This is a genomic window from Mycobacterium gallinarum (assembly GCF_010726765.1).
Classification (GTDB): domain Bacteria; phylum Actinomycetota; class Actinomycetes; order Mycobacteriales; family Mycobacteriaceae; genus Mycobacterium; species Mycobacterium gallinarum.
The window spans coordinates 1,177,149-1,191,998 of sequence record NZ_AP022601.1 but is presented as its reverse complement, the minus strand read 5'-3'; the positions used below and the strand labels follow the sequence as shown (position 1 = coordinate 1,191,998).

Genomic DNA, 14,850 nt, shown 5'->3' with positions numbered 1-14,850 from the left:
CCACATTCGGCGACGAGCTAGGCGTCTTCGAGCAGATCCGGTGTGACGGCCGACTCGGTGTCGGGAATACCGTCCTGCTTGGCCTTGCGGTCTGCCATGGACAGCAGCCGTCGAATACGGCCCGCCACGGCGTCTTTCGTCATCGGTGGATCGGCGAGCCGGCCCAACTCTTCGAGCGACGCCTGCCGATGCTCGACGCGCAGCTTGCCCGCTGCGGCCAGATGGTCCGGAACGGTGTCGGCGAGGATCTCCAGCGCCCGCTCCACGCGCGCGGCCGCAGCGACCGCCGCCCGCGCCGAGCGCCGTAGATTCGCGTCGTCGAAGTTTGCCAGCCGGTTGGCGGTGGCACGCACCTCGCGGCGCATCCGCCGCTCCTCCCACGTCAACCTGGTGTCCTGGGCACCCATGCGCGTCAGCAATGCGCCGATGGCCTCGCCGTCGCGCACCACCACCCGGTCGGCGCCCCTGACTTCACGGGCCTTCGCGCTGACCCCGAGTCGGCGTGCCGCGCCGACGAGCGCCAGCGCCGCCTCGGGCCCTGGGCAACTGACCTCGAGCGCCGAGGACCGGCCCGGTTCGGTAAGGGATCCGTGCGCCAAAAACGCGCCACGCCAAGCAGCTTCGGCGTCGGCGACGCTACCGCCGACCACTTGTGCGGGAAGGCCACGCACCGGCCGTCCACGCAGATCCAGCAGACCGGTCTGGCGGGCCAGCGCCTCACCGTCCTTGGCGACCCGCAGGACATACCGGGTGCTCTTGCGGATACCGCTCGCCGACAGCACATGCACCACAGCGTTGTAGCCGTACAGGTCGTAGATGTCCTTACGCAGGCGCCGGGCGATGATCCCCAAATCGACCTCGGCCTCGACAACCACCCGGCCGGACACGATGTGCAGTCCACCGGCGAACCGCAGCAGCGATGCCACCTCGGCGCGGCGCGCACTCACCGAATTGACCTGAAGACGGCTGAGCTCGTCTTTGACCTCGGCTGTCATCGCCACGAGTCGTCACCTCTCGGTCCGTTCGCTGTCGGTGTGGGCACGGTCGGCGTTGGAGACGCAGGCGGCGCCGCACCACGCAACCGCACACCCTCCAGAGCCGCGGCCAACCTCGCCGGGTCATGTAAAGGTGTACCAGGTCTGGACACGTCAGCAAACTCCACTTGGGCATCCAAGATTTTCGCGGTTCGGCGCAATTGCTCACGCTCCCGCTCGGTCGGGACACGGCTGGCGTCGACGATGACCTCGTGCATCGTGAAACCCGGCGCGTGCTGCGACAACACATGGATATGACGTTCGGCCGAGAACTCCGCGGTCTCCCCGGGTTCTGCCACCAGGTTCACCACCAGCGCCCGACGTGCGGCCGTCGCCTGCAGCGCCGCCACCAGCTGCGGAACGAGCACGTGCGGGATGACGCTCGTGAACCACGACCCAGGACCGAGCACGACCAGGTCGGCGGCCATGATCGCGTCCACCGCCTGCCTGGTGGCCGGCGGGTCACCCGGTATCAACCGGACCCTGCGCACCTTCCCGACGGTGGTCGCGATCGCCACCTGCCCCCGGATCACCCGGCTCATCCGCGGATCGGATTCCAGGCCCGCCACGTCGGCCTCGATGCTCAGGCCCATCGGGCACATCGGCAGGACCCGGCCGTGGATGCCGAGGACGCGGCCCAGCTCGTCGAGCGCCGCCACCGGATCGGCGAGCACCTCGTTGAGACCCGCGAGCATCAGGTTGCCGATCGGGTGCCCCGCGAGCGCACCGTTGCCACCAAACCGATGCTGCAGGATCGTCGCCCAGAGTCGCCCATGCGGTGTGTCGGATGCCAACGCGGCCAAAGCCATTCGCAGATCACCCGGCGGCACGACATCGAGTTCGCTGCGTAGCCGGCCGGAGGAACCACCGTCGTCGGCGACCGTGACGATCGCGGTGACGTGCGGGGTGAGTCTGCGGGCCGCCGACAGCGTGGCGTAGAGGCCGTGCCCACCTCCGAGGGCAACGATCCGCGGACTCATTCGCGCCCCAAATCCCGGTGCAATACCCGCACCGTGAGGTCGTCACCGCCCTGCAGTCTGGCCGCCAGCGCCTCGGCGATCGCCACGCTGCGATGCTTACCTCCGGTGCAGCCAATAGCAACAGTCATATAGCGCTTACCCTCGCGACGGTATCCGTCGATGACGAAGTCCAGCAGACGATGGTAGGTCTCCAAGAATTCTCCGGCGCCCGGTTGGCCGAGTACGTAGTCGCGGACGGCCGGGTGCTGTCCGCTATGCGGTCGTAGCTCGTCCACCCAATGCGGATTTGGCAGAAAGCGCACATCCATCACCGTATCGGCGTCCATGGGCAACCCGTACTTGTATCCGAAGGACTCGACGGTGACATTGGTGTGAGCGACGGTTTCGCCGCCGAAGGCGCGCTCGATGCTTTCCCGCAACGCGGGAACGGGCAGTGTCGACGTGTCGATGACCAGATCAGCGGCGGCCCGGATGGGCGCGAGCATGGTCCGCTCGGCCGCAATGCCTTCTGCAAGAGTCTGATTCCCCTGCAATGGATGGCTGCGCCGGTTTTGCTCATAGCGGCGGACCAGGATGTCGTCGGACGCTTCGAGAAACAGCACCCGCGGGGTGATGTTGCGGGTGGCCAGGTCCTTGCGGACCCAGTCGAGATCGCCGGTGAACCCGCGGGACCGCACGTCCATGACCACCGCCAGCTGGGTGATCCGCGAGCCCGCCGCCAGTCCAAGCTCTACCATCCGAGCGATCAGCTCGGGCGGCAGATTGTCGGCCACATACCAGCCGAGATCCTCCAGCACCTTGGCCGCCGTACCCCGGCCTGCGCCGGACAGCCCGGTGACCAGTACGACATCGATGCCGGATCCCCCACGTTCGCCGTTGCCGGCGCCATCCTGCAATTCTTTTTGCATGCCCTGATCTGTCATCCGGATGCTCTGCTCTGATCATTGCCGATAACCGGTTCGGGCGCTCCGGAATCGGGCGGGACACCGAGAGCTTCCAGAACGGCCTTCGCCGTCGCCGCACCGATGCCGGGCACGGCGGTGATCTCCTCGACGCTGGCCTCCTTCAAGCGAGCGACCGATCCGAAATGGGTGACCAGCGCCTTACGACGATGCTCGCCGAGCCCGCGGATCGAATCCAGGGCCGACGCCGTCATCCGCTTCGACCGCTTGCTGCGGTGATAGGTGATCGCGAACCGGTGCGCCTCGTCGCGTACCCGCTGCAGCAGATACAAGCCTTCGCTATTGCGCGGCATGATCAGAGGGTCAGGCTCAGCCGGGACCCACACCTCTTCCAGCCGTTTCGCCAGCCCGATGACGGCGACATCGCTGATACCCAGCTCATCGAGCACCGCCTGCGCGGCGTTGACCTGCGGGGCTCCGCCGTCGACGACGAACAGATTGGGCGGGTAGGCGAATTTTCGCGATTTCCCTTCCAGTGCAAGCTCTGTCGGATGTTGCAGGTCGTGCACGTGCCGGTGGAAACGTCGCCGGGTTACCTCGGCGATCGACGCGACGTCGTCGGAGCGCCCCTCCCCCGCAGCGCCCCTGATCGCATAGTGGCGATAGTCGGACTTGCGCGGTAGCCCGTCCTCGAACACCACCAGCGAGGCCACGACATCGGTGCCCTGAACGTGGCTGATGTCGACGCACTCGATGCGAAGCGGCGCGTCGGCCAGACCCAGCGATTCCTGAATGCTCTGCAATGCAGCGCTTCTTGCGGTGAAGTCGCCCGCTCGCCGGAGTTTGTGCTGCGTCAGCGCATCCTGCGCGTTGCGTTTGACCGTCTCGGCCAGCGCGCGTTTGTCACCGCGCTGAGGGACCCGCACCGACACCCTCGAGCCGCGCAGCTGTGACAACCACGTCTCGATTTCTTCGGCGTTGTCCGGCAGACACGGGACCAGCACCTGCCGGGGCACCGGCGTCAACGACATATCGGCGGCGCCGTCGAGGTCGGCCTGATCGCCGTAGAACTGGGTCAGGAACTGCTCGACGAGGTACTCGAGGCCGGATTCACCAGGCTCACCGGACTTTTCGACGATCCAACCGCGCTGGCCGCGCACCCGGCCACCCCGCACGTGGAACACCTGCACAGCAGCTTCCAGATCGTCGTCGGCGAAGGCCACCACGTCCGCGTCGGTGCCGTCGCCGAACACCACGGCCTGCTTCTCCATAGCCCGCTTCATCGCGGAAATGTTGTCCCGCAACCGGGCCGCCCGCTCGAAGTCCAGCAGCTCGGCAGCACGGTTCATCTCGTGTTCCATGTCACGGATCAGCCGGTCGGTCTTGCCCGCCAAGAAGTCGCAGAAATTCTCGACGATCTGCCGGTGCGACTCGGCCGTCACCCGCCCGACGCACGGTGCCGAGCACTTGTCGATGTACCCGAGCAGGCAGGGCCGGTCGATCTGCCTGTGCCGCTTGAAAACTCCCGCCGAACAGGTGCGCGCCGGAAAGACCCGGGTCAGCAGGTCGAGCGTTTCGCGGATCGCCCACGCATGCGAGTAGGGCCCGAAATAGCGAACCCCCTTGCGCCGCGCGCCGCGATAGACCATCAGCCGCGGGTACTCCTCGTTCAGCGTCACGGCGAGCACCGGGTACGACTTGTCATCGCGGTAGCGCACGTTGAACCGCGGATCGAACTCCTTGATCCAGTTGTACTCGAGCTGCAGCGCCTCGACTTCGGTGTTGACCACGGTCCACTCGACGCCGGCCGCCGACGTCACCATCTGGCGGGTGCGCGGCGCCAGGCCGGACAAATCGGCGAAGTACGAGTTCAGCCGGCTCCGCAGACTCTTGGCCTTGCCGACGTAGATCACCCGACCGTGCGGATCCCGGAACCGGTAGACACCCGGCTGGATGGGGATCGACCCGGGAGCGGGTCGGTACGTCGCTGGATCGGGCACGGATTCCAGGTTACTGCCGTCCCCGGACGAGTCCGATGAACTACCGTCGGGTGATGCGGTTTTCGGCGCTGACCAAGGTAATTGCCCCGCTGACCGGCGTCGTCTTGGTGCTTGCCGGATGTGCGGCCGACGAGAACGCGGAGCCCGACGCCGCCGGACCGTGCGCAATCGTCGCCAACGGCACCGCGGCGCCCAAGGCCCCGGCCAGCCCGACCGTCACCACGTCCCGAAATATCTCCACCAATCCCGCAGTCGCGACCGGATACCGCAAGGAAATGACCGCCGTCCGGACCAGCACCTACTCCGTGGCCACCGCCAATCCGCTCTCCACCCAAGCCGCATGTGAGGTTCTTCGCGACGGTGGCACGGCCGCCGACGCGCTGGTCGCCGCGCAGGCGGTGCTCGGTCTGGTCGAGCCGCAGTCGTCCGGCCTCGGCGGCGGCGGCTTCCTGCTGTACTACGACGCGGCGGCGGATTCGGTCCAGGCCTACGACGGCCGAGAGGTCGCACCGGCGGCGGCAACCGAGAACTACCTGCGCTGGATCTCCGACACCGACCGCACCGAACCCAAGCCCGACACCCGCGCATCCGGCCGTTCGATCGGGGTGCCTGGAATTGTGCGGCTTATGCAGGAGGTGCACGCTGAGCACGGGAAGACCGGTTGGCGCGACTTGTTCAGTCCTGCGGTCACCCTCGCCGACGACGGCTTCAAGATCAGCACGCGAATGGCGACCGCCATCGCCGGCGCTGCCTCGCAACTGAAATTGGATCCACGGGCGGCCGAATACTTCCTGAACCCTGACGGCAGCGCGAAGTCCGAAGGGACAGTCCTGACCAATCCCGCCTACGCAAAGACGTTGGGGGTCATCGCATCTGATCCGCAATCGTTTTACACCGGTGCGATCGCCGGCGATATCGTCGACGCGGTGGCCGACATCTCGGGCGGGCGCACCCCAGGCATGATGACCCGCGAAGACCTTGCCGGATACGCCGTGAAAATGCGCGAGGCGCTGTGTTCGCCATATCGCGGCAAGGTGATCTGCGGCATGCCGCCTCCCTCGTCCGGGGGCATCGCAGTCGCCTCCACGCTGGGCATCCTCGAACACTTCGCCATGGCGGGCCATAAGCCCACGGACATCGATCTAGACGGGGGCAGACCATCCGTGATGGGCGTGCACCTGATCTCCGAGGCGGAGCGGTTGGCCTACGCCGACCGGGACAAGTACGTGGCCGACACCGATTTCGTTCCGCTGCCCGGTGGCACGCCCAATACCTTGATCAACACTGACTACCTCGCGGGCCGCGCGGCACTGATCTCCGAGCAACGTTCGATGGGCACGGCGAAACCAGGAGAATTCGGCCCGCCGACCACCCCGGTGCCGCCGCCCCCGGAGCACGGAACAAGTCAGATCAGCATCATCGACGCGCGCGGAAACGCCGCATCGATGACCACGACGATCGAGTCGTCATTCGGCTCGTTCCACATGGTGGACGGCTTCATCCTCAACAACCAACTCACCGACTTCTCGGCCGAACCCACCGGACCCGACGGCGCTCCGGTCGCCAACCGAATCCAGCCCGGTAAGCGACCGCGCAGCTCGATGGCGCCCACGTTGGTCTTCGACGCGGCAGACCAGCCCGGAACGCGAGGTCCCCTGTACGCGACACTCGGATCGCCGGGCGGCTCGGTCATCATCCAGTTTGTCGTGAAAACCATTGTGGGAATGGTGGATTGGGGCCTGGACCCGCAGCAGGCGGTGTCCATGGTCGACTTCGGCGCGGCCAACACTCCGAAGACCAACGTCGGCGGCGAGCATCCCGTCATCGACACATCCGACAACGGCGACCACGACCCGCTCGTGATCGGTTTGCGCAAACTCGGACATCAGGTCGACCTGGCCGATCAGACGAGCGGATTGTCCGCGATCATCCGTGACAACGACGGTTTCATCGGTGGCGCTGATCCTCGCCGTGAGGGGCTGGTGATGGGCGACACCGGATGACCGCGAAGGTCATCCGTTTCGCCGAGTCCGATTGGAGGGTGTTCGCCGCGATTCGGTTGCGGGCTCTGATCGACGCGCTCGGAGAGCGGGATCCGCAATACCAAAAGGAAGCCGGGTTCACCGCGGCGCAGTGGCGGCGACGGCTACGCAACCACGCGCAATTCGCGACGCTCGTCGACGGTCGCCCCGTCGGGTTGATTGCCGCACAGCAGGAGAATCCGGACTCGGTGTATCTCTATTCGCTGTGGTTGGACCCGATCGTTCGTGGTCGGGGGCTGGCACGCCCGCTGGTGGCCGCTGCGGTGGACTGGGCTCGCAGCGAAGGCGTCCAGACCATCACGCTGCGGGTGGCATCCGGCAATCTGGCGGCGCGGGCCGTTTACGAGAGCCTGGGTTTCAGGTTTGCCGCCGTGTCGGACAACGCGAAACCCCGAGACGAAGTCGCGATGACGCTCAGCGTGAGTTGATGCCCTTGTAGCGTGCGAGCAGTCCACGAACGGTCTCCATCGCCTCGACTGCCCGTTCTTTGTCGACCGCCTGAATCGCCAGCACCGGAACGTACTCATCGTCTGGCAGATCCACCCGAGCCCAACGAGCGCCGGGATGGAAGGACACGTCGACGACGTCCGACCATCCAATGAGTCGATAGGTCAACAGGTTCCGCACCGCAATCCCCTGTGCACCGACTCGGACCCGCGGACGCGCGAACATCAGCACGAGCGCAGCGATGACGACACCGAGCAGGGCGATCGCCACCTGATCGGCGGTCTGGAAGATCACACCCGTCGACGCGATCTTCAGCAGTGCTCCGACGGTGACGTGCGCCGCCAGGATGAGCGCTGCTGCGCCGTACGCGAAATACGGTGTCAGATGAGGCCGTATCTCGACGTCCCAGTCGCTCATGATCGCGGCCGCCGCAGGTCGCGCAGCGTCATCGCGGTGGATATCGCCGCCGCCGCCGCCTGCGCACCCTTGTCCTCGGCCGAACCGGGCAGCCCGGCGCGATCCAGTGCCTGCTCCTCGGTGTCGGTGGTGAGCACGCCGTTGGCCACGGGGGTCGAAGCATCCAACGACACCCGGGTCAGACCCTGCGTAACTGCGTCGCAGACATAGTCGAAGTGCGGTGTTTGCCCGCGGATCACCACGCCCAGCGCTACCACGGCATCGTGAGTGGCAGCCAATGCCTGTGCGACGACGGGGATTTCGATGGCACCCAGAACGCGTACGACCGTCGGGTCGCTGATCCCGGCATCTGTGGCGACCTTGCGCGCACCGTCGAGCAGCGCGTCGCAGATCGTTCCATGCCACGTGCTGGCGACGATGGCAAGTGTCAGATCCGAGGCGTCGAGCTGAGGCAGATCGGGAACGCCTGCGCCTCCACTCAATTCAGGACTCCGTCCCGGCCGCTCACAGGGCTCCGCCGAGATCGCGCTCGGTTGGGGTGCGATCACGATCACCCAGCAGGTACACACCCTCTTCGTACGAGTCCATGGTCACGGCCTCGTGGTACTCATCCAAACCGATGAGGTCGTGGCCCATCCGGTCGCGTTTGGTCATCAAATAGCGGATGTTCTCCGCGTTGGCGCGGACTGGAAGCGGAACACGCTCGATGATGTGCAGCCCGTAGCCGTCGAGGCCGACACGCTTGGCCGGGTTGTTGGTCAGCAGCCGCATCGACCGGACCCCGAGGTCGACGAGAATCTGTGCGCCGATGCCGTAGTCGCGCGCGTCCGCAGGCAGGCCGAGTTTCAGGTTGGCGTCGACGGTGTCCTCGCCGGCGTCCTGCAGCTGGTAGGCCTGCAACTTGTGCATCAGGCCGATGCCGCGGCCTTCGTGACCGCGCATGTACAGCACGATGCCGCGACCTTCGCGAGCCACCATCGCCAGCGCGGCGTCCAGCTGCGGACCGCAATCGCAGCGCCGCGACCCGAACACGTCGCCGGTCAGGCATTCCGAGTGCACCCGGACGAGGACGTCGTGCCCGTCACCGTGCGGCCCGGCGATGTCGCCGCGCACCAGCGCCACGTGCTCGACGTCTTCGTAGATGCTGCTGTATCCGACCGCGCGGAATTCGCCGTGTCGCGTCGGGATGCGTGCCTCGGCGATGCGCTCGATGTGCTTCTCGTGCTTGCGACGCCACTCGATGAGGTCAGCGATCGAGATGAGCGCCAAGTCGTGCTCGTCGGCGAAGACCCGTAGCTCATCGGTCTGCGCCATGGCGCCTTCGTCCTTTTGGCTGACGATCTCGCAGATCGCCCCGGCGGGCTGCAGACCGGCGAGCCGGGCCAGGTCGACGGCGGCCTCGGTGTGACCTGGACGGCGCAGCACGCCACCGTCTTTCGCGCGTAGCGGCACGACGTGGCCGGGCCGGGTGAAGTCGTCGGCAATACTGGTGGGATCGGCGAGCAACCGCATGGTGGTCGCCCGGTCTGAAGCCGAAATACCGGTTCCGACACCCTTTTTCGCGTCGACGGTCACCGTGTACGCGGTGCCGTGCTTGTCTTGATTGACCGCGAACATGGGCAGCAGGCCCAGCTTGTCGCAGACCGCACCATCGAGCGGGACGCACAGATAGCCGGACGTATAGCGCACCATGAAGGCCACCAGCTCGGGGGTCGCCTTCTCGGCGGCGAAAATCAGATCGCCCTCGTTCTCGCGATCCTCATCGTCGATGACCACCACGGCCTTGCCCGCGGCGATGTCGGCGACCGCCCGCTCCACGGTGTCAAGCCTCGTCACCACATCAGTATGAACCACCCGGGCCGAAGTCTTATTCTCGCGCCCCTGACCTGGGTTTTCGGTTAATCTCCCGAGGCTTCGATCGAGCCGTCTCTGGCATCCAACAGCCGCTCGACATATTTGGCGATGATGTCGACCTCGAGGTTGACCGAGGTGCCGACGCCGGCCCGTCCCAACGTCGTCAGCTCGAGCGTCGTCGGAATGAGCGAGATCTCGAACCAGTCGTGTCCGACGGCGGAGACGGTCAGCGACACACCGTCGACGGTGATGGAGCCCTTCTCGACCACATATCTACTGAGGGCCATCGGCAGTGCGATCCGCACCACCTCCCAATGCTGCGCGGGGGTGCGCGCGATGACGTGACCGGTTCCGTCTACGTGGCCCTGCACGATATGACCCCCGAGGCGGCTGTTGACCGCTGCCGCGCGCTCCAGATTCACCCGGCTCCCCACGCCGACACCGCGCAGGCTGGATCTGTTCAGCGTCTCGCCCATGACATCGGCGGTGAACGCACCGTCGGAACGCACCTCGACCACGGTGAGGCATACACCGTTCACCGCAATCGAGTCACCGTGGCCGGCATCTGAGGTGACGATGGGCCCGCGGATGGCGAACCTCGCGGAGTCGCCCAGGTCTTCCTTGCCGACGATTTCGCCCATTTCTTCGACGATTCCGGTGAACACGCCGCCAGACTAATCCCCCATACAAGAAAGTCCAGCTCATCGGCTACTTCTCCGCTCCCGCGCGCGCCCGGCTAAAGGTTGCTGATGCCCCCACCCACTACGATGCAGTCATGCCGACCCGCCTCTTGGCGATCTTCGCCGCGCTTTTCACTTCCGTCGCTCTGCTCGCAGGGTGCTCAAGCTCCGAGGACGACTCGAACCTGCCCGACGCCGCGACGCTGCTGCAGCAGTCCGCCGAGACCACCAAGAGCCAGACCAGCGCGCACCTGCTGCTGACGGTGCAAGGCGAGATCGCGGCTCTTCCGATCGAGTCGCTCGAAGGCGATCTGACCCTCAAGCCCGCCGTCGCCGCGGAGGGCAAGGCCAACCTCTCGTTCCTGGGCACCCGCCTCGAGGGCGTCGGCTTCGTCGTCCTCGACGGCACCTTGTACGCCGCCATCACGGCCGGCACCTACCAGGACTTCGGGCCGGCCGCCGATATATACGACGTCTCGGCGCTCCTGTCGCCTGAGAAGGGTGTGGGCAACGTCATATCCAATTTCTCCGACCCCAAGGCCGAGGGCCGCGAGACCATCAACGGCGTAAAGACGGTCCGCGTGACCGGAAAGATCAGCGTCGATGCCGTGAACGCGATCGCGCCACAGCTCGCGGTGACAGAGCCGGTGCCCGGCACGGCGTGGATTGCCGAAGAAGGCGATCACGAACTGGTCCAGGTCAAGATGGAGCCCGCCCAGGGCCAAGCCGTCACGATCGCGATCTCGGACTGGGGTAAGCCGGTCACCGTCAACAAGCCGACGGTCTGATGCAGGCTTCGACCGAAACCGCGCAGCCGGAGACCGCCGGTCGGCGCATCGCGATCAGCGCAGGCAGCCTTGCCGTGCTGCTCGGTGCTCTCGACACCTATGTCGTGATCACGATCATTCGCGACATCATGAACGATGTCGGCATCGCGGTGAACCAGATCCAGCGGGTCACTCCGATCGTCACCGTGTACCTGCTCGGCTACATCGCGGCGATGCCACTGCTGGGCCGCGCGTCGGACCGGTTCGGTCGAAAGATGTTGTTGCAGGTCAGCCTCGCCGGTTTCGCCGTCGGCTCGGTGGTCACGGCGATGTCGACGGATCTCGACATTCTCGTCATCGGGCGGTTGATCCAGGGCATTGCCAGCGGTGCGCTGCTCCCGGTCACGCTGGCGCTCGCCGCCGACCTGTGGTCGAGCCGCAAACGTGCCGCGGTGCTCGGAGGTGTCGGCGCTGCCCAGGAACTCGGCAGTGTGCTCGGACCCATCTACGGCATCCTGCTGCTCTGGGCGTTCGGCCATTGGCAGTCGGTGTTCTGGGTCAATGTGCCGCTCGCGATCATCGCCATGGTGATGATCCACTTCAGCCTGCCTGCTCGTCAGAAACCCGAGAATCCAGAGAAGGTCGACGTCGTCGGCGGTCTGCTGCTCGCGTTGACCCTGGGCCTGGCGACCTGGGGCCTCTACAACCCCGCCCCGGACGGCAAAGAGGTATTACCGCGCAACGGTGTCATTTTGCTCATCGGCGCTCTGATCGCGGCCGTGGCGTTCTTCGTGTGGGAGCGGTTCGCCAAGACCCGGCTGATCGAGCCCGCAGGCGTGCACTTCCGGCCGTTCCTCGCGGCGCTGGGCGCGTCCCTGGTCGCGGGCGCCGCCCTGATGGTGACGCTCGTCAACGTCGAGCTGTTCGGTCAGGGAGTGCTGGACAAGGACCAGATCGAGGCCGCCCTGCTGCTGCTGCGGTTCCTCGTCGCGCTGCCGATCGGGGCTCTGCTCGGCGGCTGGATCGCCACCAAGGTCGGCGACCGGATCGTCGCGTGCGCCGGACTGTTGATTGCCGCAGGCGGTTACTACCTGGTCTCTGGTTGGCCCGCGGACGTGCTTTCGGCCCGCCATGACCTCGGCTTCATCTCGTTGCCGATGCTGGATACCGACCTCGCGATCGCCGGTCTGGGATTGGGTCTGGTCATCGGCCCGCTGACGTCGGCGACGTTACGTGTGGTACCCGCCGCCCAGCACGGCATCGCCTCGGCGGCCGTCGTGGTTGCCCGCATGATCGGCATGCTGATCGGCGTTGCGGCGCTGTCCGCATGGGGCCTGTACAAGTTCAACCAGTACCTGCAGGAGCGTCTCGCGGCACTGCCGCCCGCGGACGCCGACTCCCCCGGTGGGCTGATAGTGGCCGCTACCGCGCGGGTGAGCGAGGCATCACGTCAGGCCTACGTCCTGCAGTACGGCGAGATCTTCAGGATCACCTGCATGGTGTGCATCGTCGGGGCGGCCATCGCCCTGCTGATCAGCGGTCGTGACGAGCACGCTGACGAGCCCGAACCCGTCGAAGACGTCCCGAAGCGGGTGCGGGCCGGTTCACCGGCCGACGACAACCCGACTCAGGCATTCGAGACGCCGACACACCGCATTTCGAGTCAGTCTGCGGATGAGACGGCCCGCCTGGAACAACCGCGGGGCCACCGCCGGGCCGATTGATTCCGGTCAGCAGCGCTCGAGTCCCCGGCGCATCAGGGTGTGCTCGGGTACTGATTGCGGCTCATCGACCGACAGGCCCTTGATCGCGTCCCAGATCAACCCCTTGAGGTTGCGGGGATCCATTGTCCGATCATTGAGCCAGTCCTGCAATGCAGTCATGCTCGTCGTCCTTCGTTCGTGCTCACCCGCGCAGCTCGTCGGTGAAAGCGCGATATCCGGCAGAAAACGCAGCCGGACCAAAATGGCCAGCTCTGGTACGAGTGTACCGACCTGAACGGCCCTGTTTGTTGCTCACCACGCCGGGTATGCGTGAAAAAGCGACGATCAAAGGACAAAAATTCATGGCAACTTCACTGAATGGCAAGACTATTGCGTTCCTGGTCGCGCCCGAAGGCGTTGAGCAGGTCGAGTTGACGGAACCGTGGAAGGCGGTGGAACAGGCGGGCGGGACACCTGAACTCGTGTCGACCGAAGTCGGCAAGGTCCAAGGCTTCAACCATTTGACTCCGGCCGACACGTTCGAGGCGGACAAGGCGGTGGGCAGCGTGTCCGCATCCGACTACGCCGCGCTGGTCCTGCCCGGCGGTGTCGCCAATCCCGACTTCCTACGCACGAACAGCGACGCCGTCGCCTTCGCCAAGGGCTTCTTCGACGAAGGGAAACCCGTCGCGGTCATCTGCCACGGGCCATGGACGCTCGTCGAGGCCGATGTGGTGCGCGGCCGCACGATCACCTCGTGGCCCAGCGTCAAAACGGATCTGGTCAACGCCGGCGCAAATTGGGTCGACGATGAAGTCGTCGAATGCTCGCGCGGCCCAAACACATTGGTTTCGAGTCGCAAACCCGATGACCTACCCGCCTTCTGCAAGTCGTTGGTCGGGGTCATTTCGAAGGTCACATCGTAGCCAAACCCGACCCGCGGACGCGCAACCGTCGGTAACGTCGCCAGCATGCTGATGGCCGCGCTGCGCGACATGCAGTGGCGACGACGGCGATTCGTCATCGCGATCCTGTCCACCGCGATCATCTTCGCGATGACACTCGTTCTCACCGGTCTAGCCAACGGGTTCCGCGTGGAGGCCGACAAAACCGTCGATTCTCTCGGCGTCGACCTCTTCATCGTCAAGGCCGGTGCGTCAGGTCCATTCGTCGGAGCGACGCCGTATGCGCCGGTGGAACTGCGCAGGATCGCGAACGCGCCCGGCGTGGAGGCGGCCGCTCCCCTCGCCTACGCAGGCGGAACGGCCACACTCGATGGTTCGACGCGCAACGTGGACATCTTCGGGGCGCCGGAGAACGGTCCGGGCATGCCCGCGGTCTCGGAGGGCCGGCCGCCGTCGGCACGGTACGAAGTGGCGGTTTCGTCCACGCTCGGCAAGGCCATCGGCGACGAGGTCGAAATCGCCTCGCACAAGCTGCGCATCGTCGGCATCGTGGAAAACTCCACCGCGCTGGCGAATCTGCCCAACGTGTTCCTCACCACCGAGGGCGCGCAACAACTGGTGTACGCAGGCGAACCCCTCGTCGCATCGATCGGCGTGCGCGGCGGCCTCGACGAGGCGCCCCCCGGATACCGTGCCATCGACCGCAACGGTGCCGTCGAGGATCTGCTGCGGCCGCTTAAGGTGGCCGTCAACTCGATCACGATCGTCGCTGTGCTGCTCTGGGTGGTCGCCGCCCTCGTCGTGGGCTCGGTGATCTATCTATCAGCGCTCGAACGTCTCCGAGACTTTGCGGTGTTCAAGGCGATTGGAGTGCCCACCAAAGCCATCGCCGCCGGGCTCGCGATGCAAGCGATCATCGTGGCGTTGCTCGCCGCCCTTGTCGGCGCCGGACTTTCCATGTTGCTCGGGCCGCTGTTCCCGATGCAGGTCATTGTTCCCGCCGAGGCGTTCATCGCGCTGCCCGCCATCGCGATCGTCATCGGATTGATCGCTAGCGCAACTGGTTTGCACCGTGCCGTTTCGGTCGATCCCGCCCTCGCGTTCGGGGGTCCCTGACAT

General features: G+C 65.9%; 15 protein-coding genes. 6 read left to right on the top strand and 9 right to left on the bottom strand.

Annotation, left to right across the window (positions count from 1 at the left end; translation table 11 throughout):
- Positions 1-17: 17 nt before the first annotated feature.
- From whiA to uvrC, 4 genes are read right to left on the bottom strand one after another with little or no spacing between them, the layout of a single operon-like run.
- Positions 18-995, bottom strand: a complete 978-nt coding sequence (gene whiA / locus G6N42_RS05965; protein ID WP_083123731.1) for a DNA-binding protein WhiA — start codon at positions 993-995, stop codon at positions 18-20.
- Positions 992-2,014, bottom strand: coding sequence for a gluconeogenesis factor YvcK family protein (locus G6N42_RS05960; RefSeq protein ID WP_163727369.1), 1,023 nt, complete (start codon positions 2,012-2,014; stop codon positions 992-994). Before G6N42_RS05960 ends, whiA begins: the two co-directional genes overlap by 4 nt.
- A complete protein-coding gene (rapZ, locus tag G6N42_RS05955) occupies positions 2,011-2,922 on the bottom strand; it encodes an RNase adapter RapZ (RefSeq protein ID WP_163737044.1) in 912 nt (303 codons plus the stop codon). Before rapZ ends, G6N42_RS05960 begins: the two co-directional genes overlap by 4 nt.
- 11 nt (positions 2,923-2,933) lie before the next feature.
- A complete protein-coding gene (gene uvrC, locus G6N42_RS05950) occupies positions 2,934-4,916 on the bottom strand; it encodes an excinuclease ABC subunit UvrC (RefSeq protein ID WP_163727367.1) in 1,983 nt (660 codons plus the stop codon).
- A 53-nt stretch (positions 4,917-4,969) separates the two neighbouring features.
- Between uvrC and G6N42_RS05945 the strand changes: the two genes are divergently transcribed.
- Both G6N42_RS05945 and G6N42_RS05940 read left to right on the top strand, forming a co-directional pair.
- Complete coding sequence (locus G6N42_RS05945) at positions 4,970-6,919, top strand: gamma-glutamyltransferase family protein (protein WP_232076090.1); 1,950 nt, start codon at positions 4,970-4,972, stop codon at positions 6,917-6,919.
- On the top strand, positions 6,916-7,386 hold the full coding sequence (locus G6N42_RS05940; RefSeq protein ID WP_163727363.1) for a GNAT family N-acetyltransferase: 471 nt from the start codon (positions 6,916-6,918) through the stop codon (positions 7,384-7,386). The genes G6N42_RS05945 and G6N42_RS05940 overlap by 4 nt, the downstream gene beginning before the upstream one ends.
- Here the strand turns inward: G6N42_RS05940 and G6N42_RS05935 are convergent.
- The 4 genes from G6N42_RS05935 to G6N42_RS05920 all read right to left on the bottom strand — a co-directional run bounded on the left by G6N42_RS05935 (position 7,373) and on the right by G6N42_RS05920 (position 10,341).
- Positions 7,373-7,822 carry a PH domain-containing protein gene (locus G6N42_RS05935; protein ID WP_163727361.1) on the bottom strand — a complete coding sequence of 150 codons (450 nt, stop codon included), beginning with the start codon at positions 7,820-7,822 and terminating at the stop codon, positions 7,373-7,375. The two genes, G6N42_RS05940 and G6N42_RS05935, sit on opposite strands and share 14 nt — an antisense overlap.
- Entirely contained in the window at positions 7,819-8,304 is a 486-nt protein-coding gene (ribH, locus tag G6N42_RS05930) for a 6,7-dimethyl-8-ribityllumazine synthase (RefSeq protein WP_163727360.1), read from the bottom strand. Before ribH ends, G6N42_RS05935 begins: the two co-directional genes overlap by 4 nt.
- Positions 8,305-8,326: 22 nt before the next feature.
- The gene (locus G6N42_RS05925) at positions 8,327-9,658 is read right to left on the bottom strand and encodes a bifunctional 3,4-dihydroxy-2-butanone-4-phosphate synthase/GTP cyclohydrolase II (protein WP_163727357.1); all 1,332 of its coding nucleotides are present in this window, start codon (positions 9,656-9,658) and stop codon (positions 8,327-8,329) included.
- 62 nt (positions 9,659-9,720) lie between these two features.
- Complete coding sequence (locus G6N42_RS05920) at positions 9,721-10,341, bottom strand: riboflavin synthase (protein WP_163727354.1); 621 nt, start codon at positions 10,339-10,341, stop codon at positions 9,721-9,723.
- A gap of 110 nt (positions 10,342-10,451) precedes the next feature.
- Between G6N42_RS05920 and G6N42_RS05915 the strand changes: the two genes are divergently transcribed.
- Positions 10,452-11,144: an LppX_LprAFG lipoprotein gene (locus tag G6N42_RS05915; protein WP_163727351.1), complete on the top strand. Its 693-nt coding sequence runs from the start codon at positions 10,452-10,454 to the stop codon at positions 11,142-11,144.
- Positions 11,144-12,847 (top strand): MFS transporter, encoded by a 1,704-nt coding sequence (locus G6N42_RS05910; RefSeq protein WP_163727348.1) that lies wholly within the window; start codon positions 11,144-11,146, stop codon positions 12,845-12,847. Before G6N42_RS05915 ends, G6N42_RS05910 begins: the two co-directional genes overlap by 1 nt.
- 6 nt (positions 12,848-12,853) lie before the next feature.
- On the opposite strand, the gene G6N42_RS30905 is transcribed toward G6N42_RS05910, so the two are convergent.
- Complete coding sequence (locus G6N42_RS30905; RefSeq protein ID WP_174262025.1) at positions 12,854-13,006, bottom strand: hypothetical protein; 153 nt, start codon at positions 13,004-13,006, stop codon at positions 12,854-12,856.
- 182 nt (positions 13,007-13,188) lie between these two features.
- Between G6N42_RS30905 and G6N42_RS05905 the strand changes: the two genes are divergently transcribed.
- Both G6N42_RS05905 and G6N42_RS05900 read left to right on the top strand, forming a co-directional pair.
- The gene (locus G6N42_RS05905) at positions 13,189-13,752 is read left to right on the top strand and encodes a type 1 glutamine amidotransferase domain-containing protein (protein ID WP_174262024.1); all 564 of its coding nucleotides are present in this window, start codon (positions 13,189-13,191) and stop codon (positions 13,750-13,752) included.
- Between the two features lie 45 nt (positions 13,753-13,797).
- Positions 13,798-14,847: an ABC transporter permease gene (locus tag G6N42_RS05900; RefSeq protein WP_163727345.1), complete on the top strand. Its 1,050-nt coding sequence runs from the start codon at positions 13,798-13,800 to the stop codon at positions 14,845-14,847.
- Positions 14,848-14,850 lie beyond the last annotated feature (3 nt).

Excerpts from the sequence above, each read along its gene's own strand:
- G6N42_RS05935 (WP_163727361.1), bottom strand. The coding sequence starts at position 7,822 with ATGAGCGACTGGGACGTCGAGATACGGCCTCATCTGACACCGTATTTC.
- G6N42_RS05960 (WP_163727369.1), bottom strand. The coding sequence starts at position 2,014 with ATGAGTCCGCGGATCGTTGCCCTCGGAGGTGGGCACGGCCTCTACGCC.
- G6N42_RS05900 (WP_163727345.1), top strand. The coding sequence starts at position 13,798 with ATGCTGATGGCCGCGCTGCGCGACATGCAGTGGCGACGACGGCGATTC.
- G6N42_RS05940 (WP_163727363.1), top strand. The coding sequence starts at position 6,916 with ATGACCGCGAAGGTCATCCGTTTCGCCGAGTCCGATTGGAGGGTGTTC.
- whiA (WP_083123731.1), bottom strand. The coding sequence starts at position 995 with ATGACAGCCGAGGTCAAAGACGAGCTCAGCCGTCTTCAGGTCAATTCG.
- G6N42_RS05910 (WP_163727348.1), top strand. The coding sequence starts at position 11,144 with ATGCAGGCTTCGACCGAAACCGCGCAGCCGGAGACCGCCGGTCGGCGC.
- rapZ (WP_163737044.1), bottom strand. The coding sequence starts at position 2,922 with ATGCAAAAAGAATTGCAGGATGGCGCCGGCAACGGCGAACGTGGGGGA.
- G6N42_RS05915 (WP_163727351.1), top strand. The coding sequence starts at position 10,452 with ATGCCGACCCGCCTCTTGGCGATCTTCGCCGCGCTTTTCACTTCCGTC.
- G6N42_RS05905 (WP_174262024.1), top strand. The coding sequence starts at position 13,189 with ATGGCAACTTCACTGAATGGCAAGACTATTGCGTTCCTGGTCGCGCCC.
- G6N42_RS30905 (WP_174262025.1), bottom strand. The coding sequence starts at position 13,006 with ATGACTGCATTGCAGGACTGGCTCAATGATCGGACAATGGATCCCCGC.
- G6N42_RS05945 (WP_232076090.1), top strand. The coding sequence starts at position 4,970 with ATGCGGTTTTCGGCGCTGACCAAGGTAATTGCCCCGCTGACCGGCGTC.